The sequence below is a fragment of the Pseudoalteromonas sp. UBA2102 genome (assembly GCF_002331165.1).
Lineage (GTDB): Bacteria > Pseudomonadota > Gammaproteobacteria > Enterobacterales > Alteromonadaceae > Pseudoalteromonas > Pseudoalteromonas atlantica.
Window position 1 is genome coordinate 1 of the sequence record NZ_DCYU01000090.1, and the last position, 22,191, is coordinate 22,191.

21 protein-coding genes and 1 tRNA gene are annotated in these 22,191 nt (G+C 40.0%); 6 read left to right on the plus strand and 16 right to left on the minus strand.

Annotated elements, in window-relative coordinates; translation table 11 throughout:
- The 4 genes from B2R65_RS12345 to B2R65_RS12360 form a co-directional block, all read right to left on the minus strand.
- The coding region (locus B2R65_RS12345; protein WP_286743091.1) for a gamma-glutamylcyclotransferase family protein at positions 1-168 on the minus strand (168 nt) is incomplete at its 3' end.
- Between the two features lie 15 nt (positions 169-183).
- On the minus strand, positions 184-810 hold the full coding sequence (locus B2R65_RS12350) for a LysE family translocator (RefSeq protein WP_286743069.1): 627 nt from the start codon (positions 808-810) through the stop codon (positions 184-186).
- 11 nt (positions 811-821) lie between these two features.
- Positions 822-1,595 (minus strand): hypothetical protein, encoded by a 774-nt coding sequence (locus tag B2R65_RS12355; protein ID WP_286743071.1) that lies wholly within the window; start codon positions 1,593-1,595, stop codon positions 822-824.
- 9 nt (positions 1,596-1,604) lie between these two features.
- Positions 1,605-2,087 carry a CreA family protein gene (locus tag B2R65_RS12360; protein WP_004588642.1) on the minus strand — a complete coding sequence of 161 codons (483 nt, stop codon included), beginning with the start codon at positions 2,085-2,087 and terminating at the stop codon, positions 1,605-1,607.
- Between the two features lie 168 nt (positions 2,088-2,255).
- On the opposite strand from B2R65_RS12360, the gene B2R65_RS12365 reads away from it, so the two are divergent.
- Positions 2,256-2,585, plus strand: coding sequence for a 5-carboxymethyl-2-hydroxymuconate Delta-isomerase (locus B2R65_RS12365; protein ID WP_004588643.1), 330 nt, complete (start codon positions 2,256-2,258; stop codon positions 2,583-2,585).
- 111 nt (positions 2,586-2,696) lie between these two features.
- On the opposite strand, the gene B2R65_RS12370 is transcribed toward B2R65_RS12365, so the two are convergent.
- Both B2R65_RS12370 and B2R65_RS12375 read right to left on the minus strand, forming a co-directional pair.
- A complete protein-coding gene (locus B2R65_RS12370) occupies positions 2,697-4,577 on the minus strand; it encodes a methyl-accepting chemotaxis protein (RefSeq protein ID WP_054983273.1) in 1,881 nt (626 codons plus the stop codon).
- A 194-nt stretch (positions 4,578-4,771) separates the two neighbouring features.
- Positions 4,772-5,725, minus strand: a complete 954-nt coding sequence (locus tag B2R65_RS12375; protein ID WP_286743075.1) for a LysR family transcriptional regulator — start codon at positions 5,723-5,725, stop codon at positions 4,772-4,774.
- A 144-nt stretch (positions 5,726-5,869) separates the two neighbouring features.
- Between B2R65_RS12375 and B2R65_RS12380 the strand changes: the two genes are divergently transcribed.
- From B2R65_RS12380 to B2R65_RS12390, 3 genes are all read left to right on the plus strand, one after another.
- On the plus strand, positions 5,870-6,691 hold the full coding sequence (locus tag B2R65_RS12380) for a DUF4437 domain-containing protein (protein ID WP_286743076.1): 822 nt from the start codon (positions 5,870-5,872) through the stop codon (positions 6,689-6,691).
- Positions 6,692-6,956: 265 nt separating this feature from the next.
- Positions 6,957-7,394: a hypothetical protein gene (locus B2R65_RS12385; RefSeq protein ID WP_286743077.1), complete on the plus strand. Its 438-nt coding sequence runs from the start codon at positions 6,957-6,959 to the stop codon at positions 7,392-7,394.
- A gap of 225 nt (positions 7,395-7,619) precedes the next feature.
- Complete coding sequence (locus B2R65_RS12390; protein ID WP_286743080.1) at positions 7,620-11,660, plus strand: NACHT domain-containing protein; 4,041 nt, start codon at positions 7,620-7,622, stop codon at positions 11,658-11,660.
- A 146-nt stretch (positions 11,661-11,806) separates the two neighbouring features.
- On the opposite strand, the gene B2R65_RS12395 is transcribed toward B2R65_RS12390, so the two are convergent.
- The 3 genes from B2R65_RS12395 to B2R65_RS12405 all read right to left on the minus strand — a co-directional run bounded on the left by B2R65_RS12395 (position 11,807) and on the right by B2R65_RS12405 (position 12,943).
- Positions 11,807-11,883, minus strand: a tRNA-Ile gene (locus B2R65_RS12395).
- A gap of 269 nt (positions 11,884-12,152) precedes the next feature.
- Positions 12,153-12,311 (minus strand): YqaE/Pmp3 family membrane protein, encoded by a 159-nt coding sequence (locus tag B2R65_RS12400; protein ID WP_004587604.1) that lies wholly within the window; start codon positions 12,309-12,311, stop codon positions 12,153-12,155.
- 65 nt (positions 12,312-12,376) lie between these two features.
- Positions 12,377-12,943 carry a BON domain-containing protein gene (locus tag B2R65_RS12405; protein ID WP_004587605.1) on the minus strand — a complete coding sequence of 189 codons (567 nt, stop codon included), beginning with the start codon at positions 12,941-12,943 and terminating at the stop codon, positions 12,377-12,379.
- A gap of 317 nt (positions 12,944-13,260) precedes the next feature.
- Here B2R65_RS12405 and B2R65_RS12410 point away from each other — a divergent pair, with 317 nt between their 5' ends.
- On the plus strand, positions 13,261-13,917 hold the full coding sequence (locus B2R65_RS12410) for a LiaF domain-containing protein (protein ID WP_004587606.1): 657 nt from the start codon (positions 13,261-13,263) through the stop codon (positions 13,915-13,917).
- A gap of 69 nt (positions 13,918-13,986) precedes the next feature.
- Here the strand turns inward: B2R65_RS12410 and B2R65_RS12415 are convergent, their stop codons facing one another.
- A complete protein-coding gene (locus tag B2R65_RS12415; RefSeq protein ID WP_121638041.1) occupies positions 13,987-14,403 on the minus strand; it encodes a VOC family protein in 417 nt (138 codons plus the stop codon).
- A 451-nt stretch (positions 14,404-14,854) separates the two neighbouring features.
- Here B2R65_RS12415 and suhB point away from each other — a divergent pair, with 451 nt between their 5' ends.
- Positions 14,855-15,658, plus strand: coding sequence for an inositol-1-monophosphatase (gene suhB, locus B2R65_RS12420; protein ID WP_286743082.1), 804 nt, complete (start codon positions 14,855-14,857; stop codon positions 15,656-15,658).
- Positions 15,659-15,711: 53 nt separating this feature from the next.
- Here suhB and B2R65_RS12425 read toward each other — a convergent pair whose 3' ends face one another.
- The 6 genes from B2R65_RS12425 to B2R65_RS12450 all read right to left on the minus strand — a co-directional run.
- A complete protein-coding gene (locus B2R65_RS12425) occupies positions 15,712-16,521 on the minus strand; it encodes a substrate-binding periplasmic protein (RefSeq protein WP_004587609.1) in 810 nt (269 codons plus the stop codon).
- 16 nt (positions 16,522-16,537) lie between these two features.
- Positions 16,538-18,328, minus strand: a complete 1,791-nt coding sequence (locus B2R65_RS12430; RefSeq protein WP_286743085.1) for a GGDEF domain-containing protein — start codon at positions 18,326-18,328, stop codon at positions 16,538-16,540.
- A 318-nt stretch (positions 18,329-18,646) separates the two neighbouring features.
- Entirely contained in the window at positions 18,647-19,594 is a 948-nt protein-coding gene (secF, locus tag B2R65_RS12435; protein ID WP_004587611.1) for a protein translocase subunit SecF, read from the minus strand.
- 9 nt (positions 19,595-19,603) lie between these two features.
- The gene (secD, locus tag B2R65_RS12440; RefSeq protein WP_004587612.1) at positions 19,604-21,463 is read right to left on the minus strand and encodes a protein translocase subunit SecD; all 1,860 of its coding nucleotides are present in this window, start codon (positions 21,461-21,463) and stop codon (positions 19,604-19,606) included.
- 19 nt (positions 21,464-21,482) lie between these two features.
- Positions 21,483-21,818, minus strand: coding sequence for a preprotein translocase subunit YajC (yajC, locus tag B2R65_RS12445; protein WP_004587613.1), 336 nt, complete (start codon positions 21,816-21,818; stop codon positions 21,483-21,485).
- 25 nt (positions 21,819-21,843) lie between these two features.
- Positions 21,844-22,191 (minus strand): tRNA-ribosyltransferase family protein (locus tag B2R65_RS12450; RefSeq protein ID WP_286743089.1); only part of this gene is annotated, 348 nt, incomplete at its 5' end.

Genomic DNA, 22,191 nt, shown 5'->3' on the forward strand with positions numbered 1-22,191 from the left:
ATCACTTTTTTGAATACTGCACTTGCCCGAGCCATCTTTAAATAACATATTAAACGTAAGCTCGTAGCCTTTTAGTACAGCCGTGCCAACTCGCTTTGCTTTTGGTAAACGCGCAAGCAAGCGGTTAGAGGACATATTCGATCCAAACGAAAAATTATAAATAGGCATGACTTCTCCCTAGGGTTAAATTACTACACGAATGGCTAAAGCAATTAAAATAACACCTATACCCCGGTCAAACCAATAGCCGCTTTTTTGAAAAAACGCCCGTATACTGGGTTTTGACAACACTAAAGAAAGCATAGAAAACCACACCCACGTTGCCAGAGCCATATAAACCCCATACACAACCTGCACGCTAGTTGGTGTAGTTACACTAATAACTAAGGTAAATAACGACATAAAAAAGAGAGTGGCTTTAGGATTAAGCGCGTTGGTTAAAAAGCCGCGCCTAAATGCATGCCATACGCTTTCTTGTGGGGTGGTTTTGTTTTCTATGTTGTCTGTTTTATTTACCGGTGGTTTGGCAGCCCTTAATGCTTGTACGCCTAAATAGGCTAAATACGCCCCCGCAACGTACTTTAATGCCATAAATAAATTAGGCGACTGCGTTAAAATTAGCGCAACCCCTAATACGCAGTATCCTACGTGTAATAAAATAGCAGCGCCCACGCCAGCGCTTGTCCATAGGGCGTTACGCCTGCCCTGCTGTATACTTTGTTTGAGCACCACGGCAAAGTCGGGGCCTGGGCTGGCTACTGCAAAAAAGTGGGCGATGGCAATCAGTAAAAATTCGTCTAAGTAGTTCACAAGTATCCGGTTTAAGTTGGTGCATAGGCAAGCAATAGTGGATTAGCAGAGTTATCAACTAATGCTTTGATCTCTTTTTGGGCTTTTTTAAATTGGCTGCGCAAATGTGGCTTTAAATGTTTTTTAGAGTCACGATCGTTTTTAAAATAACTAATCAGCGCGTGCATAAATACGGTATGGGTTTCGCTTAGTTTCGCTTCACGATTAGCATAAGGGTTATAGCACGAGCCACACCCGCCTTTAAATTGATACACAGTGTTGCTCATCATTACCCCAAACCCTAAAAAACAGGCCAGCGCATCGGCCGCTTGTGGCAAGTAGTCTTTACCGCCTGGCGGTAACACCCCAACATGATGAATTAATACAGTAGCCAGCGTGCCGGCAAAGCTGGCTACTAAATCTTGCGGCTGATTAATTTGATTAGGGTTAAATGAGATATTAATCGTATGGCTTGGCGGTACAATAAGCTGGCTTTGCTCTCCACGTAAGTGTTCAGCAAATTCAAAATGCGGAAATACTTGCGGCTGTAACTGGTGTGGCGCAACTAATTGTATTGGCCACGCACTCATACCTGCGTAATCACGTACTCGTACAAATACCTTAGTGGCCATTTCCTCAATACTTGATACCGAATCAGGAAAATGCGCCACCGTTGGCAATATTATTTGCGTGTGCTTGGTAAAAAATGCGGCATCAAAGTGCTCTACCGCCCAAATAAAGGTATCAATTAGCCACTGCTGCTCGGCTTGTTCTAGCAGCGGCTTTGATTTAAATAACGCTAACATAGTGTGCTCTTATTTTTGTTCAAGTGCCCAGTTCCAAGCTTGTGTATTGTATAAAGGCACAGTTGAAAGTGCGTGGTGGTGGCTGCCGCTCGACTCCTTAGTCGAGTACGATAAGTACAGTAATGTGCGGTTTTGTGCATCGTAAATACGGCGTACTTTTAGCGATTTAAATAAAATACTTTTTGATGACTTAAACACCACTTCGCCCGACTTACTGCGATCTATTGCTTGTAACATATCGGCTGTAATTGGCCCTGTTTGGCGACACGCAATAGACATATCAGAGGGATCTGAAAAATCTAAGTCGGCCTCAATATGGCTAATATGGCACGTAACCCCTTTTACTAACGGGTCTTGCTGGGAATTTACCACTACATCTTTAGTAGTAAACAGACCTAAGCTCACCGATGCAACATCATCTGAGCAGGCACTTAAGGTAACCACTGCACTTAATAGCACAGCTAAACGTTTAAAGCGGTGTGGTAATTTCATATTAATCCTTAATTTTGCTTTATAAGCGAAGGTTCACGTGACTGTTTTTATACTACCATCAAAAATTAATACAACTAAATTTAGGCCATTGAGGGGTTAGCGCACTGTTCAGGCTTTGGTACAATTATACGTACGCCCACGTAGTAACTCATAATAGGAAACGCGTAAATGCCGCACATTATTATTGAACACTCTGAAGATCTTCCTGTATTACCGCAAGTACTTGTTGAAAAAGTGCACAACGCGACTTTTCAAAGTGGTTTGTTTGACTTAGAAACCATTAAAACCCGCGCTATTGCTTATCAGCAATACCAGCTAGGTGAAGGAAAAGAAGGGTTTATTCATATTGCGGCGCATATCATGGCCGGGCGCTCTATTGAACAAAAACAAATGTTAAGCGAGAGCTTGCTTGAGTGCTTAAAAACTTATTGCCGAGATTCTGACAGCTTAAGCGTTAATATTTACGACATTCAACACGAAATTTACCGTAAAAATTAACCCTTTTAAAAACGCGTTGTTATTAACCTAAACTTTGGATAATAAACCTATTAACCAAAGCTTAGCTTAACTAAGGTACAACGCGTTTTTTAGCTTAATGTTGTCACTTTTTTAAAGTGTAAACTTACCCAGTAAGTCTTTTAATATATTCGACTCTTCATTTAGCCCATTGCATAACTGCTCTGAGGTTTTCATATTTTGTTTTGTTTGCTCAGCAGAATCAGAAATCATCACCACATTTTGACTAATTTCTGAGGTAGCCAACGTTTGCTCGCGGGTGGCTGTAGCCACTGAGCTATTTAGCTCACTTAGCGTAACAATTTCTTGAGATATACCCGTTAAGGTACTCCCCGTTACTTTTAAACGTTCGGCGTTTTCTAGGGTATTTTTACTGCCAAGCTCTATAGCCGACACCGTACTTGAAGCCTTAGAATTTAACGTGTCTATCATTTCGTTAATTTGCTCGGTCGACTCTGCAGTACGCATAGCAAGGGTTCTTACTTCATCGGCTACAACGGCAAAACCACGACCGTGTTCGCCTGCCCGCGCAGCTTCTATGGCAGCATTGAGTGCCAGTAAGTTAGTTTGCTCCGATATTGCTTTAATAACATCAAGCACCTGCGTAATTGACTTTATCTCACCTGAAAGCTCAGTTACCGAGGCAACCGAGGTAGCCATGGCGTTTTCTAGCTGCTCCATTTGCTTTATCGTGCTATTTACAAACTCTACTCCTTTATGAGTCGCTTCTTCTGTTGAAGTCGCAATGTCAGAGGCGTTACTGGCACTGTTTGAAATATCTTGTACGGTTACTTCCATTTCGTTAACGGCTGCCGCCACCGTTTGCGTGCTAGATGATTGCACCTCGGCCAAGTTAGCCGCGCCTTGTACTTGTACTAACACATTTTCTGAAATGCTTTTAACATGGTTTGCTGAGTCCGACACTTGCTTAAACATGCCATGTAGCTGCTCTAAAAATAAATTAAAGTTAGCGGCAAGCTCTGATATTTCGTTGTTATCGTTAGTAGGCAGCCTTACGGTTAAATCGCCATCTTTTTTAGTTAACGCGCTCACTGCAGCGGTTATGTTTTCAATGGGTTTAAATATTTGCGACACTAAAACTCTGGCCAGAGCAAAGCCAATAATGGCAATGATCACACCAAATAATAAATTGCTATTAATGGCACTATTTATTGGCCCGTATAACTGCTGCTCGGGCACTTCTGCCACTAAATGCCAACCTAATGACTCAATAGGTGTACTCGACACAACATAATCTTCACCTGCCATTGTTTTACTAATAATGGCGCCATTTTTAATATCGTTAATATTAATTTTTTGACCCATTTTACTTCTGTCACTGTGAAGCATTACCTCACCTTCATCAGAGACCAAATACACCACACCGGCTTCGCCAATACGGTATTCGTTAATTAAGTTGATCATAGAATCGAGCGAGCGCCCCACGCCGGTAATGGCGGTACGCTCACCGTTAATTTGCAGTGCATAGTTAATAAAAACCACCATGCTATTTGTGGTTTTATCTATATCCAGTGCTATTTCAAAGGGTCTGTTAGAAGATAAAAACTGATCAAACCATACATCTTCGCTTCTATCTATCTGTCTAGATATGCCAATATCGGTGTAATAGTTGTTGGTATTTTTGGAAATTATATAAGCAATAACTGCGTTGTTATCTTTTTTAATACTGGCTAAATAATTAATATAATCGGTTCTTGCTTGCTCACTCTCACCGTTACTTAGCCACTGTTTAACAAAGCTGTTTTGCGCAATTTCTTTGGCAACAATTATAGGAGTGGCAAGTTCGAGTTCAATTTTGCTTTTTACTTCACTCAGTGCGGTGGGTAAATCAACCTTTGCGAGCTTTTCATCGGTATGATTTTGAATACTATTTGAAAATAAAAATGTAGAAACCGCTAACGGCACAACAATAGCCAAAATAAGACTAATATAAACTTTTTGTTTAAGTAACATACGATACCTGTAAATGGATAAAGGACTTAACTAACACTTGCTTAGAATAAATATAGGATCGGCTGAGCAATAAGCCCAATAATTAGAAAATAGAACATAAAAGAAGAGCGTGTATTTTAATTTAATCCACCACAGGAAAGCGAATTAAATTTTAAAGGCGCAAGGCTAGCAACACTAACCTCGCGTAAGATGCACTAGGGGGAATCGGGCCATTCTTGCTCGTTAATTATCCCTTGCGCAATCAGGTTTTTTCTTAATTGGCTAACAGTGTGTTTTAACTCATCACGAATAAGCCTAATTGCGGGCGTTATAAGCTGGCGGCTAGGTAGTACTAACCACATTTCAGTGAGGGGGATTTTGTAATCGGGCATTAACCTTTTTAGTCTGCCCGCTAATAAATCTTCAGCTACATCAATGGCCGATTTTTTGGCTATCCCGGTGCCATCAACACACCAACGCCTTACTATATCGCCATCGTTAACGGCGCGGTCGCTGCCCATTTTAACCTTGTATTTTTGGTTATCGTTATACAGCTCCCACCCATCATGCACTACCTCGTAGAGCTTATATAAAAGGGCATTATGATTCAGTATGTCATCTGGCGTTAACGGCTCACCGTGCTTTTTAATGTACTCAGGCGAGGCGCATAGCACGTGTGCTATGTTACAAATTTTAAAGCCGTATAAATTTAGCTCCTGTGCGGCCTCTTTAGTTAAGGCGCGCAGCGCAACATCAATTCCATCACGATAAAAATCAGCGCGGCTGTCGCTTGCTTGTAAGCGCAGCGTCACTTCGCTGTGTTTATCCATAATATTATTGAGTAATACCCGCATAAGGTTGCGCCCCATTTCCGATGACACTGCTATTCGCACTTCACCACTAATAGATTGCTGCTCCTCATGAATAAGCACTTGCCCTTGTTGCAATAAATCGAGTGCCTGCTGACACAGAGGTAAATACCGTTCCCCTTCGGGCGTGAGGCGTATTTGCCTTGTTGTGCGCACAAATATTTGTGCCCCAAGCGCCTGCTCTATTCGCTTTAACGAGACACTTGCAGCCGATGAGCTCATATCTAATTGATTTGCAGCAGCTGTAATTGATTGCAGCTCAGCCACTTTGAGTAATACTTGTAAATCAGCTATTTTCATCAAACCCTCTTATTGCATAAACCAGCATGCGTAACTATAGCGTTATTATCCACGTTTTTGCGAAAGTGTATTTAACTTATGCCCATTTATTGACTGAATTTTAAGCCGTACTATAGCGCTATACCAACTTAACGGAGCTTTTAAATGAGATTTTTACTAAACGCATCAACTCTTGCACTGGTTGCAACACTTATATCAACGCCAGCCTCTGCAGAGCAAAGCACATCACAAGTTGTTGCTGCAAGCAATATTGACTGGGGTTACTTAAACCCGCTACGTGGTGATAAAAGCCCTGGCGCTGCAGATTTATGGGGAAACCGCACAACCGACACTGCAACAGGCATGTTAGTACGCTTTAAAAAAGGCTTTGAATCTCCGCCGCACATTCACAACATTACCTACCGCGGTATCGTTATTGAAGGGCAAATGCATAATGACGACCCAACAGCTGAAAAGATGTGGATGCCAGCGGGTTCGTTTTGGACACAACCTGCAGGTGAAAACCACACCACTGCAGCCAATGCTGAAACAAATTTAATTTACTTAGAAATCGACTCTGGACCGTACTTAGTTAAACCAACTAATGCCCAGTTTGATAATGGTGAGCGCCCGTTAAACCTACATGCAGACAACATGGTATGGTTAAACAGCAGCGATTTAAACGACATTAACGCCCAAGGCGTGCAAACCGCCTACCTTTGGGGAAGTACAGCCGATATGAACGGCTCAATGATTAAACTTCCTGCCGGCTTTAAAGGTGAAATAAAAACAGATGCAAGCGAATTTCGTGCTGTTGTTATAGCCGGCGCCGTTGAGTACAACTCAAGCGAGCAAGATAAAGCGCAAAACCTAAGCGCAGGCAGCTATGTAGAATCAACCGGTAACTTTACCCACACGATTGAGAACACTAACGACAAAACAGCCACTATTTACATTCGTACTAACAGTAAGTACCAAGTAGATTAGTTGGTTAAAGCCTCTAGCAAGCCATTGCTAGAGGCTACTTATTCACCTATTTAAATCTTTATATGCAAATCCAGCCATCGCCTTTCGATATTAAAATACAAGCATAAAAGAAACACTGAGTGTTAAAAAAATACGAAAAAGATATAATCGAAAAGTCTCGTGCCTACACTCCAGCCAAGCTCACGCAATCAGTAAACATCAAACTAGAAAAAATAACTTATCTACACAAATAGCCCACGCAGTAGGATTAAGAGCCCATGAACTTTTGACAATAGCCAAAATATCAGAGCGTAAAGCTGAAAGCCGTCCAGCGCTAGATAGTAAATGGCTTGGTCGAGAAGGTAGTATTTATACAGTGAAAGGCAAAGGCGGTCTAATTCGTGATGTATTAATACCTAACGCATTAGCTACACAGCTAGAACAAAGGCGCTTAGCACAGCCTATAACGATTCGTGATAGGGAAATTAACTATTTGCAACGTTATGATATTGGTGGCGGTCATAAATGGTCATGCTCATTCTCAAAAGCATCTAGCCGCACACTCTTCTTTTCAAATGGCGGTCATGGCCTCAGGCATAGCTACGCACAAGAGAGAATGGCAGAGCTAACAAGCTTGGGGCTTAATAGGCAAATAGCTCTCGAAACTGTATCACAAGAGCTGAGTCACTTCAGGGCTGAAATTACTGAGGTTTATTTAAAGTAATAACTACCCTGAACTCTATACTGACTTAAAGCTGATTCTGGTTTTTAGTTGAATAGTTGAGTGATAGATATCAAGTCATTATGAATAGCAATATTGAGATAGCGACTCAGTGAGTCGTCCCCATCTCTTCAAGTAGGTACGACTTTATTACAAATTGGACGCAATATCTTAAAAGTGTTACTTATATATTTCATATCTATACTTTATTTCTAAGGGTAATGGGAATTGAATACAGGACGTACACATCTTTGGGATCGACGAGTTAGGCGTTTAAATGTAAAAAATCCTAACAAATTTGATAATAGCACCTGTTTTTTTTCTGACTTCACCCAAAATAAGCATATCGTCTTACTTGGCAGCCCTGGTTCAGGGAAGTCCCATCTATTTGAGCATCTTGCACAACTCAATAATCATTTGGTAATAAAGGTAACTTCCTTTTTAAATAAGCCAGCCTCTCTTTTGGGTAATAAGATCTTCCTTGATGGTTTAGATGAATCCAGAGCAGGCGCTGACGGAGTCGTATTAAGCCAAATTGTACAAAAATTATTTCAACTTGAACCGGAGCAATTTGTCCTCTCTTGTCGAGAAAGTGACTGGTATGGAAATGTCGATCTTGACATTTTGAATGATTACTTTGAAGAAGATGTTGTAATACTGCGTTTAGAACCTTTGGATCATTTTGAACAAGTATCGATATTAAATGGTCTAAATATTGAGATTAATACTCAAGAATTCTTTCTCAAATCAAAATCTTACGGACTATCTGGGCTGTTAGAAAATCCACAGACTTTAATAATGCTTGCAGAATCTGTAGCTGTTGATGGCTGGCCTAAAACTAAGAAAGAGCTATTTGAATCCACAGTAACATTACTTCTTCGGGAGCATAATCAGAAAGTATCAAAAAAAGAGTTAGGTCGATTCGTTCCCCTAGAACTAGAAGATACTGCAGGAGCTATATTTGCGTGCAGACTATTAAGTGATGTAGAGGGTTTTTCGGTTGATGAATCCAACGATAATCTAGTTCTGCCAATTCGTAGCCTTACTGAACTCGATACAATGGGTATTGAAAAGACAGTTGCTATCCTGAGTCGGAGAATTTGCGCAAAGAGCGATACTGAAGGGGTGTTTGATTATTGTCATAGGACAATTGCTGAGTTTGTAGCTGCTAAATGGATTTCAAAGCAGGTAGATAAAGGGTTGCCGATTGGACGTATTTTATCAATCGTTGGTTTAAACGGATTCCCAACATCTGAATTAAGGGGGCTATTCGCATGGTTAGTAGTCTTTCAACCCAACATAGCAGCGCAATTAATAGCTAAAGACCCTTATGGCGTTTTAACCTATGGTGATCCAGCCTCTTTATCTGATAGCAATAAACTCATTTTGTTAGATGCGCTTGCAGAGCACTCTGAGCATAACCCTTGGTTCAGAAACACCTACTGGGATGAACCTAATATAGGTGGATTAATAAGCGATAGATTAGTGCCCAAATTGAAAAGTATATTGCTCAATGAGCAAAGCAGCTTTCAACTTAGAGCCCTTATTTTTGATGCGCTTGAGCAATCTAAACCAATACCTTCACTTCTAGACACTTATAAGCAAGTACTTATCAACACTGATTTTAGTATACGTGATAAAGAGAGCGCAGTAGTTTTGCTGTCGAAATCAGGAGAGCCATCTTATCAATTTGTGCAAACAATATACAAAGGGTTGTTAACACAAAATGATAAAGTTTCGTTGCGAATCAAAACAAAGCTTATATCGAATTTTTTTGGAAGCGTATTTACTTGGAAAGATATTACAAAATTGCTCAATAGCTTAATAGCTTATAACGGGAAGACCGCAATAGGTGAATTCTGGGATCTTGTGGATTTAGCTAGTGAAAAAGAGTCTATATTACTGCTAAATAACTTCCCTAATCAAGATAATGACAATACATATAGTACAGAGCATCGAGAGATAGACTCTGAGCTTCAATACCTACATAACAGCTGGCTCAATCAAGCTCTAAATAGTGAAATTAGTTTCACCGGTAAGGAGCTCCTTAATTGGTTAATGCGTAGTAGCTCTTTAAGAGGAGGTTTTAGCTCTCAGTGGGCTAAAGAAAACACTGCAAAATTAAGAGAAAGAACCTATGAATTGAGAGAAGCCTTTCGCTGTATACTTTTAGATGAAGCCACTGATAAATCTTTAATGTTTAGAATTAACAGATTTCGAAATGATTTCCCTAGAATACTTTCAAATAGTGAGCAACTCTCAGAGGCTTTAAATATACTAAATGATTGCACTACAACACTTGTTGAAGAAATTTACAGATGCGCTTTTCAATTATGTTTTATAGATCCTAAAAATAATATTGAAAATTTTAATTACTTAGTAGATTTCCCAAATAATTCTAATCTTCAGGCAATTGCGGACCAAGAGTTGAGTTGCGAGGTAGAAGACTGGCGATATGAGGATATTGCAAATAGCCTAAAATTTAAAGCCAACTCTAAAAAATCACAAATGCACAATCTTAATCAATTTGAAAGGGAAAAGACCCTTATTGAAAGCGGTGAGCACTTAGGTCATTTAGGTTGGCTTGCATATCTATATTACGGGCATTATAGCAATATACCTGAATGTAGGCTTGATGAACCATTAGTTATATTATCAACATACTTCAATGGTAACGACTTCAGTTACGTCTTAGAAGGCTTCAAATCAATAACTTACAGAACAGACCTTTATGATTTAGGTTATATAATTCAGCTCACCAAAGAAGGTAAATCAGCCCGTATTTTATCTGCATTTTTAGCCGGACTAGACGAATTATGGAGAGAGACTCAGAGTATATCTGCATGGACAACAGATAAAATAAAGCTAGGACTAATACTGGATAGCTTTTGCCTATCACCTCAATTAAAAAAAAGAGACCACACATCAAGAAACTGGTTGCAAGCTATACTGCATGAAAAGCCACAATTGGCAGTTGAAACATATTATGAGTATATGTTAGCAGAAATTAAATCAGGTTTTCAGTATCTACATGCAAAGCATATATTTCTAAATTCAAAAAAACTAAAGGCATTTCGTAAAGAATCAACTATCAAACTTTTAGAGGCCTGCTTTTCAAAACCTTATGCTCAAGACTTTTGGCATGGAGCAATCAATGATAAGGAAAGTCTCAATAAGCTAGGAGTAATTGTTACAAATATATTAAGTACAGCTCAAGATCTAGAAAAGGATTTAAGAGAGTTCTATGTAGCACAGGCGTTCATTATCCTACCTTCTTACAAACTGCAATTTATGCCGAATGACGAAGATAGCCTCAACCAACTTTGGATTATTAAGGAACAAATAGAGAAGTATGGGCCCAACTTAGAGCTGGTATCAACTGAAAAAAAAGTTTCAATCTATAGCTGTCTTGCTAATGAGTTTGCAAGACGGTTTGTAAATACTCCAAGACCAAAAAGTGGTTGGTCAGGGAATAGAAATGATCATGAGGCTTCTGCTGTAGTTAAAGATGCAATATTTAAACTAGCATCGATTCCACTTCCGGTGGCAAGAAATGCTCTTAGAGGTATGCTCAGCGAACCTGAGTTTAATACATACAATCAAACATTAATGGCAGCAATTCATGACTCTGAACAGCTATATAGGGAAGCAAGCTTTAAAAAGCCATCATGGAAGGGGGCTGCGAATACATTGTTTAATCAAAAGCCATCAAATATTGATGACTTATCTTCCTTAGTGTCAGCTCATTTAAATGACTTAGCTAAAGTTATTAAATCAGATAATGCTAATATTCATAAGCAATTTTGGAATGTAGATCAATACGGAAAGTTAGTTAATCCTAAGCCTGAAAATGAGGGAAGAGATGCTTTATTAACACTCCTTAGAAATAAACTACCTAACTATATAAGCTCAGAGCCTGAAGATCTTCAATTTGCAAATAAAAGAGCTGACATAGCTTGCAGTTATACAGAGCAGCACCTTAAACTGCCTATCGAAATTAAGAGACACTATCACCCTGATTTGTGGGATGCACCCAAGGACCAATTATACAAACAATATATGAAACACGCAGAGCGCTCAGGGAGAGGTATATTCTTAGTTTTTTGGTACGGGTTAGACTCAAAACGAAAGATACCCAACACAAAAAACTATAAGGATTATAAGCCTAAATCAGTTGATGAACTAGCTTCTGCTTTGGAGGCATCTCTAAGTGAGCAACTAAAAGATGCAATTGAAGTTGTAGTTATCGATGTTTCTGGTGATGTATAAGCAGTCAAGGTAGTTTTATTCGATAAATATTTTTCTTGTATTAAGCGCTTTAGCCCAACCCAGTTAATAAGTATAATTAAAAGTAGCACAGAGGTAGCACAGGGTAATTTCTGTTAGTAGGTATTTACTCGGAAAGCTTGAAAAAGTGGTGGCCCCTCCCAGACTCGAACTGGGGACCTAACGATTATGAGTCGTGTGCTCTAACCAACTGAGCTAAGGGGCCAACTTTGTATAACTACGAGGTAGTTAATTTTTGAAGCGTTTAGCCACTGAGCGACTAAAGCGGGTTGCAGTATAAAAAGTTTTTTAAGGCTTGTCACTAGCAAAAACCTTTATTTTAACAATCAGTAAGCTGACTGCTTAAATAGTAATCTTTTTGCATGCGAATAGGCAGGAAATAACAGAAAAATAAACGCAGAAGTATGTAAGCCGCTTTTTTACAATTTTAATAACTATAAAAAAGTGGCCGGCTCACATTGAACACACCACACATTATTTTTTAGCAATAATGTAGATAGCGTGAATTAAACCAGGGAAGTAACCCAGTAAAGTTAGTAAAATATTTAGCCAAAAGTGCATACCTAAACCAACTTGTAAAAATACACCCAGTGGCGGTAATAAAATCGACAGTATTATACGAATGATATCCATGATGTAGCTCCTTTAAAAATGACAAGCAAAAAGCCCAGCTAAGCTGGGCTTTTTAGTATAGTGTATTATTCAGCAACAATAGTTAGTTCATCTACTACGTCACGAACATCTTCAGCATTTTTAGCAATTTTTACTGCTAACTGCTTTTCAGCTTCTGTTTCAACAGAACCTTTAAGTTTTACTATACCGTTGTCGGTATCAACATCGATATCTGTACCGTCAACTTCTGAGTCAAATAAGAAACGTGTAGTAATTACTGTGGTGATTTTAGCGTCCGTTAAGTCGTTATCATCATCATCCATAGTGTCACGGTCTTTGTCGTCCATATCCATGTTTTTCACAACAGTTAGGTTGTTTTCTACATCAGATACGCCATCTAGGCTAATTACAAGTTCTTCAGCTAGCTCTTTATCAAGGTCGCTGTTTACTTTACCTGTAAGTACTACCTTGCCATTTTTTACATCAGTGTTAATGTCAAAGTTGTTTAGATTAGTGTTCATAAGAAGCACTGTTTCTGCCTTACCATCAATCCAAGCATCTTTACTTTCATTTTCCCAAGTGCCCGCTTGAGCACCCATAGCTGTAGTACCTAGAACTAAAGCCGCAATCATAGATTTGTTGAATGTTTTCATAATCTTTCTCCTTTTGATTAAAGACACTTTTATATATGCGAGCTTTAGGCCAACTTTATTAACACTTTAAATTCATGAAGTTAGCTATTTTATTGGGTATAAATAAAAATACCTCCGAGTAAACATTTACAGGCTATTAGGTAAAACTTTCTTAAGTGGTGAAAATAACGATTATATTGCTGTTTTGGTTAATCTATCGTTAATATAATAAATTAAGCGGAGTTATTAAAATAATAAGCCATTGATATATAAATAGTTAAGTTTTGGTACACCACTTGCTATGTACAGTGGTAACTCATATAAAAAGGATTATTCCCATGTCTGTAAAAATTGAAGACCGCCCAATAGAGCAAGTTCGCGAACAAGTGATAGACCAACTTATTTATAACTACAGCCATGGCGTTATTTCAGCTGAAGCCTTTGAAAGGCGCTTAGACAGTGCAATGGAAGCAACCGAAAATACTGCGTTACTCAATTTAGTAGAGGATTTAACCCTTACTACGGATACCCAGTACAGTGCTCAAAAGCAAACTCAATTTGCCCCTAACTACAGCGCCCAACAAGCGGATGAAGAAAACTTAACACTGCGAAGCATTTTAGGCTCAAGCGAGCGTAGCGGCCAATGGGTGGTGCCTAAAGATATTTACATTCAAAACTATATGGGGTCGATTGTTTTAGATTTTACTGATGCTATTTTTGCCCACCAACATGTTACCGTGCATGTAAATTGTATTTTTGGCAGCGAAGAAATTTACGTACCAGAGCATGTTAATGTAGTTTCTAAAATGTTTTGTATATTAGGCAGTTTTGAAAACAAAACGGTGTCGCTTAATAAGCGCCAAGGCCCCACAATTAACCTAGAAGGTAAAACAGTTTTAGGTTCGGTGGAGGTAAAAGTTAAACGCACCATTAAAGAAAAGTTTGTGAGTTTTGCTAATGATTTAAAGGCACAGCTTGGGGTGAGTAATAAATAATACGGGTAAAAACAAATGGGTAGAAAAGCCATATTATGCGCTTTTCTACACCGTTGTTTACTGCCTATTTTATAAGTCGTTATTACGCTCGCTTGGAATGTCACTCATATACTGCACAAACTCAACCTCGAACCCGGCTGGGTCTAAGTAATATACGTTTTTTCTAAATGGGTTTTCTGCGCCCTCTTTATCAATGTTAAATCCGGCGTGTTTTAAGCGCTGTATAACAGCGTCTAGGTTGTTTGTAACGTAAGCAAAGTGAGCCAGTCCGACTTGGTGCCCTGCCAAATCCCTGTTTTTATGCTCGCCATTATCGCTTATAGCAATGTAGTGATTATCGTCGCCAAAATGTACCCAGCGCTTAGGTTTACCATACCAAGTGTTATGCCCTTCACTTCTAATAGACCAATAAGGAAAGGCTGCTTGGTAAAATTTAAGCATGGCATTTATATCGTTTACTACTAAATGTACGTGTTCTAATTTCATTATTATTTACCCTAGTTGATTGCTTAAACACAAGATAAAACCTCAAGCTAACTTTAGGTAAAGCACTTTTTTTACTTTTTATTATTATTGGTGTGTACTGCCCTTTTAAGATTAATTTTTACAACAGTATGTTTGCTTGCAGGACGCGGAAGCTTTGCCTACATGGATGTAGGTAAGGGGCGTGAGCAGGACGCGGAAGCTTTGCTTCATGGAAGTTATTGAGCTCCCAAGGCTTCGCACTCCGCGCTGTGATTAAGCTGCCCTTCGGTTGAACAAATTTCAATCCATACTCGCCAACATGTCTTAGATACGAATAAATTTACATGCATTTCAAGGCCGTATAAAAAACGCACAAAAGTATTTAGGGTTTATTGTTTACTTTATGGCAAAAGTCGCTAAAATACGCCGGCTTAAATATATAAACGTTCTTTTACAACCCAAAGGTAATACCATGCATCCAATGTTAAACATTGCGGTTCGCGCTGCGCGCAACGCAGGCAAAATTTTACTTCGCGCAAGTGAAGATTTATCAAAAGTTGAAATTCAACAAAAAGGCACTAACGACTTAGTGACTAACATTGATAAAGAAGCCGAAGCCGTAATTCGTGATACAATTTTAAAATCTTATCCTGATCACTGCGTTGTTGGTGAAGAACTAGGTGAGCACAAAGGAAAAGATGCAGATTACCAATGGATTGTTGACCCGCTTGATGGCACAACTAACTTCATCAAGGGTATCCCTCATTTCGCGGTTTCTATCGCACTTAAAGTAAAAGGTCGTTTAGACCAAGCTGTAATTTACGATCCAATTCGTGGCGAGCTTTTCACAGCATCTCGTGGTCAAGGCGCACAGCTAAACAGCAAGCGTTTACGCGTTACTAAAACCGTAGAATTAGCTGGTTCAATTTTAGCAACAGGCTTCCCTTTCAAACAAAAACATCACTTAGATGCATACACAGACGCGTTTAAAGCATTGTTTACACAAACTGCTGATATTCGTCGTGCAGGTTCTGCAGCGCTAGATATGGCATATGTAGCTGCGGGCCGTGTTGATGGCTTTTTTGAAATTGGCTTAAAACCGTGGGACACAGCAGCAGGCGAGTTACTTGTAAAAGAAGCTGGCGGCATGGTTGTTGATTTTGCAGGTGGCGTTAACTACAACAATAGCGGTAACATTATTTGTGGTGCACCTAAGCTTACTCAAGCAATTATCCGTGAAATTCGCCCAGTATTACCTGAAGCGTTACTTCGCTAATAAAATGCACGTAACCCTATTATAAAAAAGGAGCCTATGGCTCCTTTTTTGTTTTAAAAGTAAGGGTTATCGAGCTTTAGCTCCGTGGTATAACCTTTTGTAAAAGGGAGTGAGTTTATGTCTTTTGCAAAATACTCATCAAATAACGCATCAAACTCTCCGCTGTTTTGCATGTTTTGCAACCCAAGCTCTATGGCTTGCGCTAAAGCTGGCTTACTACTTACAACAAAATAATAAATACCGGTGGGATAACTAATAAATAAATTAGGCACAATAACTAAGTTACTCTGCGCATTGGCAACAAGCTCAGAATTAACTTCGATAAATGAGCGAGGAAAGTAATCGATTCTGCCCCGGCTAGTAAGCGTAAACATAGCTTGATAGTTACTCAGCGGCCTTACATGTAAGCCGTTATAGGCCATTATTTTTGTATCTGGCCAATCATGCCCTTGCACTGCCGAGAGCTCACTTAATTGCGCCAAAGTGGTAATGCCTTTAAATTTTTCGACATTTTTTTTACTGGTTAATAAAACGCGCTTACCTATAAAGCCTTTAAATAGCGGGACTTTAACGGCTATTGCCCGTGCCTCTCGTTCTGGGCTGCTCATGCTCCAATAAACATCTAACTCTGTTTTATCTAGCTCAATCAGGTCACGCTGTTGCTGTAAGCTCACTGGCTGCATTTTTATGTCTACAGGGTAATTAGCCCGCTCTAGGGCTCGTGTTAATAGCTCACTTAGGTATTCTTCACGGGCATTTTGCACACTTTGCTTTTGAGCAACATTAACAATCTCTACCCCTTGCACAAAAAAACTAACCGCAAATAAAGCAAACCCACCAACAACTACTTTTAATGGCAACATAATAATTACCTATTTTTTATACCACCTGTTTATTCTCTGGTGCTAAGCGCACTACGGCAGGCGCAGGCTTTCTGCGCTTACAAATAAACAAATAACTATGGCGATATCGCTTAGCCTCTTTTTTAGCATCTGTTGCAAGTGCTGCAACTTGATGGCTGTTTTTACATTCTTGTAAGTCGGGCTCCACAAGGCCAATTGATAACGTAAGTAAAGGTACAAATTGCTTTTCTCCCTCACGATTTGTAGCCCAGTAACCTTTGCTCTTAATGTGCTCAGGCGTAAAAAAAGTGCGTGATTGCAGTTCAAACTGCTCAATTATGGTATTACAAATATACACAGCATCTGATTGGTCAAACACAACCATAAAGTCATCACCACCTATATGTCCTACAAAGTTAGCACTGTTTTCGCATGCTTGCACGGTTACATCTGCCAATAATTTAATCACACTATCGCCACTGGCATAGCCGTATAAATCATTGAACTGCTTAAAGTGATTAAGATCTATATAGGCAAGCGAAAACGCACTTTGTGAGCGTAACCTTTGCTCTATTGCCTCATTAATCGCTACATTACCAGGGAGCATGGTGAGTGGGTTAGCGTGCTGGGCGTGACGAATTTTTTCTTCTGTTATGTGCTTTAAAATATCACGCAATGGGGCAAGCCCTAGGTAACGTTTATTTCGGGTGATCACAATATGGCGGCGAATATCAAAGTCTTGCTCTGTAATTTGCTGACTCACGGTATCAAGAAGTTGGTTTTCATCCACCACTAAAGGTTGTTTATCCATAAAGTCGGTTACGGGGCACTTGTCGTAAAGTGCATGGCCATAGGGCGCTGCAAACACCTCAGTGAGCTGATCTTTATGTAGTAACCCAACCGGTTGGCCGGCTTTATTTAAAACCGCTAGGCTCATCACGGCTTTGTCTTTTTCGAATAGCTTGTGGGCGTCTTTGCAACGGGTTTCGCTGTCTATTGCTTCTTGTGTAACAGCAAGCCAGCCAATCGCCATTGATTGATCAAACGTATTGCTTGGCTGTTTAAAGTTTAATGCTTGTAATTGCTCTGAGCTGTAATCAAGGCTTGGATTTGAGTTTGGTTCTTCCAGTAAAAAACCTTGTACGTTTGCTATTCCTAAGCTTTCAACATAGGCAAGCTCTTCTACTCTTTCTATGCCTTCGGCTATTACGGCGGTGTTTGTTGCTTTTGCTAGTACCGTAATCGATTTCAAAAACTCTTTTTTAACTTCGCTTTCATCGCAATGATCAATAAAGTAACGGTCGATTTTTACAAAATCGGGGCATAGTTCAGACCACTGTTTTAAGCCCGAGTAACCAGCACCTAAATCGTCAATGGCAATGGTAAAACCCAGCTCGCGGTAGTGTGCAATTGTTTTTAATAATAAAAAACCATCGTCGACCTTTTCTTGCTCTGTTACCTCAATCACCACGCGGTTTGCTGCTAAACCAAACTGCTCTATTAAGTGCAGGGTTTCACCTTTTGGGTGGCAAGGATCGAGTAAGGTTTTAGGGCTTACATTTAAAAATAACTTACCGTTTAGATTAAGCTTTACAAAGTTTTCAATTGCTTTTGAGCGGCATAATAGCTCAAGCTCTGAAATTAAAGCGTGCTCACTGGCCGCTTCAAACAGACGGTTAGGCATTTCCAAAGGGCTGTTTTTAGGCCCTCGACTTAGCGCTTCGTAACCTATAATTGTTTGATTAGCTATATCAAAAATAGGCTGAAATAACGTGGTTATTTCACCGTTACTTAAAATGTACTCTAGTACTTTGCGCTGCATCGTCACTGCAAAACCTGATTGTCGTTTAATAGGGGCATTAAAGTAGCAAGCCTGTATGACAATTTTATGGCATTAGGCGCTATTGACCTTTCGGGATTAAATTTGCTCAATTTAGGGGCGGTACAATCTAAGCGCTAAGTTTATAGCCGAATATACTGTTTACTATTCATACGTTATTGTAATGGTTTAATTATATAACCGGCTCAAGGCTTTAAGTTCAGCCTAAAAGGCGTGTACGTTTAGTCTTAAAGGCAACCAAGCTCTATAAAACCGCGCACAATAAAAAACCGCTCAATTGAGCGGTTTTATTTAGCGTTAACTCTATTACGGCAATGCGTCTAGGTCTGCGCCTTCTTTTTCAATTACCTCTGGTATTAAGTCCTCTTTACTTACGCCCATGGTAATAGCTACCGAGCTTGCAACATAAACTGAAGAATAAGTACCAATGAACACACCAAATAACAGGGCTGTAGCAAAGCCGTGAATGGTTTGTCCGCCCCACACAAATAGCGCAATCAATACCAAAATAGTGGTGATTGACGTTACAAGTGTACGGTTAAGTGTTTGCGTTAACGACATGTCGATAATTTCGATAGTGTCGTCGATGCGTACTTTACGGAAGTTTTCACGAATACGGTCAGATACAACAATAGTATCGTTAAGTGAGTAACCAATTACCGCCAATATTGCCGCTAAAATAGTTAAGTCAAACTCTAACCCTAATACAGAAAACAAACCTACTGTAATAATTACATCGTGTAATAGTGCACCTACCGCGCCCACAGCAAAACGCCACTCAAAGCGAAATGCCACGTAAATCAAAATACAAATAAGCGCAGTTAACATGGCAAGGCCACCCTGCTCTTTTAAGTCTTCCCCTACGCTTGGGCCTACAAACTCAATGCGGCGCATTACTACGCTCTCATCAGCTTGCTTTAAGGCAGTAATAACTTGGTTACCAATAACTTCGGCTTTTACTTCACTGCCACGCGGCGCTAAACGAACCAAAATATCTTGGCTAGAGCCAAACAGCTGCACTGAGGCATCGGCAAACCCGTTTTCAGCTAATACTGAGCGTACTTTTTTCAAATCTGCAGGTTGCGAAAAACCAACCTCTACAGCGGTACCGCCAGTAAAATCTAAACCAAAGTTTAAACCTTTGATAAAAATTGAGGCAAACGACGCTAAAATTAATAGCGTAGAAAAACCCATAGCCACTTTACGAAGTGACATGAAACGTAGGGTTTTACCACCCAAACTTAAAATTTGCATGTCCGCTCCTTAAATTGAAAGTTTATCAATGCGCTTACCACCAATAAATAAGTTAATTACCGCACGGGTACCAACTATGGCTGTAAACATTGAAGTTAAAATACCAATTGCCAGCGTTACGGCAAAACCTGCAATAGGGCCAGTGCCCACTGCAAATAAAATAACCGCAGCAATTAAAGTAGTAATATTGGCATCAAAAATAGTACTAAAGGCGCTATCGTAACCAAAATGAACGGCTTGTTGAGGGCTGCGGCCATCGGCCAGCTCTTCACGAATACGCTCAAAAATAAGTACGTTAGCATCAACCGCCATACCCACTGTTAATACAATGCCGGCAATACCTGGCAGCGTTAATGTGGCTCCTGGAATTAACGACATTACACCTACAATAAGCACTAAGTTAGCTGCTAGTGCAATGTTGGCAACTAAACCAAACCCTTTGTAGTAAATAAGCATAAAGGCAAGTACAAACGCAAAGCCAAGGGCTACAGCTGTCATACCGGCTTCAATGTTTTCTTGACCTAGGCTTGGGCCTACTGTGCGCTCTTCAACAATTTGAATTGGCGCTACTAATGCACCGGCGCGTAATAGTAAGCTTAAGTTGTGGGCTTCGGCTGGGTTATCAATACCTGTAATACGGAATGAGCGGTCAAGACGAGCCTGAATAGTCGCAACGTTAATGACCTCTTCTACCTTAATAGGTGGAAGTGCTTTACCGTCAGCATCTTTTTTACCCGATGGCTTGTATTCAATAAATACCGTTGCCATGCGCTTACCAATAGCACGCTTGGTAAAGGCATTCATTTTTGCCCCGCCTTTGCTATCTAAGGTAATGCTTACTTGTGGGCGCTGATATTCGTCGTTTCCCGATTGTGCACCAGTGATATGGCTACCTTCAAGGATTACACGTTTTTTAAGTACCACAGGGTAGCCATCACGGCTCATGATCATTTCTGTGCCCGCAGGAATACGTCCTTGAGCAGCTGCACTTGGGTCTGCGTTTTCGTCTACTTCACGAAATTCAAGCGTGGCCGTTGCACCTAAAATTTCTTTAGCGCGTGCTGTATCTTGTACACCTGGTAGTTGCACAATAATACGCTCAGCACCTTGGCGCTGTACGTTAGGCTCTGCAACACCAATTTGGTTAATACGATTACGAATAATGGTTTCGTTTTGCTTAATAGCGTAGTCACGTATTTCTTTAAGCTTTTGCTCACTCATAGTGGCAAAAAATGCGCGATCGTTACTGCTATCATCAATGTATACGTTTAGTGGGTAGCGCGATGCTAAGAAGCGTTCAGCCGCCTCTTTATCTTCTTCGGTACGCATTTCTACACGCATACGCTCAGATCCCGCTACGCGGCGAACACTACGGTAACGAAGTTTTTCTTCGCGTAGGTCGCTACGAAAATCTTGTTCCATTTGCTCTAGCTGATTATCTACCGCGGTTGCCATGTCGATTTCCATGGTGAAGTGAACACCACCACTTAAATCAAGACCTAGCTTCATAGGGTTACCACCCAATGATTTTAACCATGCAGGTTGCGCAGGTGCCATATTAATGGCAGAGATATAATCGTCGCTAAGAGAATTACGCAGTAAGTCTTGCGCTTTTAGCTGTTCTTCAACATTTTTAAAACGTACTAATACTTGGCCGCCTTCAAGCACGGTAGACTTAGCTGTTACATTATGTTGTTTGAGGGTTGCGTTTACTTTGTCTACTACACTGAGATCGACATCTGCGCCTTTTGCCCCCGAAACCTGAATGGCCGGATCGCGGCCATACAAGTTTGGAGAAGCATATAAAAGGCCAATGGCTACCACAGCTAAAACAAGTAAATACTTCCAAATTGGAAACTTGTTTAACACAGGCATGTCCTTTTTATTTTTATAGTGACTTCATTGTGCCTTTAGGCAATACAGCAGATACTGCCGATTTTTGTACTGTTACTTCAGCTTGCTCATTTAAAGAAATCACGATGAAATCTTTATCTTCAGTAATTTTAACAATTTTACCTACTAAACCGCCTTGGGTAAGTACTTCATCACCTTTAGCCATCGCGCTCATAAGGCTTTTGTGCTCTTTAACACGCTTAGCTTGTGGGCGGTAAATTAAAAAGTAAAAAACTAAACCGAAAATAGCTAACATAATTAGCATTTCCCAGCCACCACTTGCAGCAGGTTGACCAGCAGCGGCGTGTGCGTTTGAAATAAATAAACTCATAATACTTCCTCTATATTTTTAAATTTTAATTTATATCTGCAAGCTCTGGCACGTCTTGGCCACGGCGAGCATAAAAATCACTAACAAATTCTTCTAGTTTACCTTCGCTAATTGCATTGCGTAGGCCTTCCATAACACGTTGATAGTAACGTAAGTTATGGATTGTGTTTAGTCGTGCGCCTAAAATTTCGTTACATTTATCAAGGTGATGCAAATAAGCACGCGAATAATTTTTACAGGTATGACAATCACACTCAGGATCAAGTGGGCCAGTGTCTGTTTTATGTACTGCGTTACGAATTTTAATTGTACCTGTGCTAATAAATAAATGACCATTACGTGCATTACGGGTAGGCATTACACAGTCAAACAT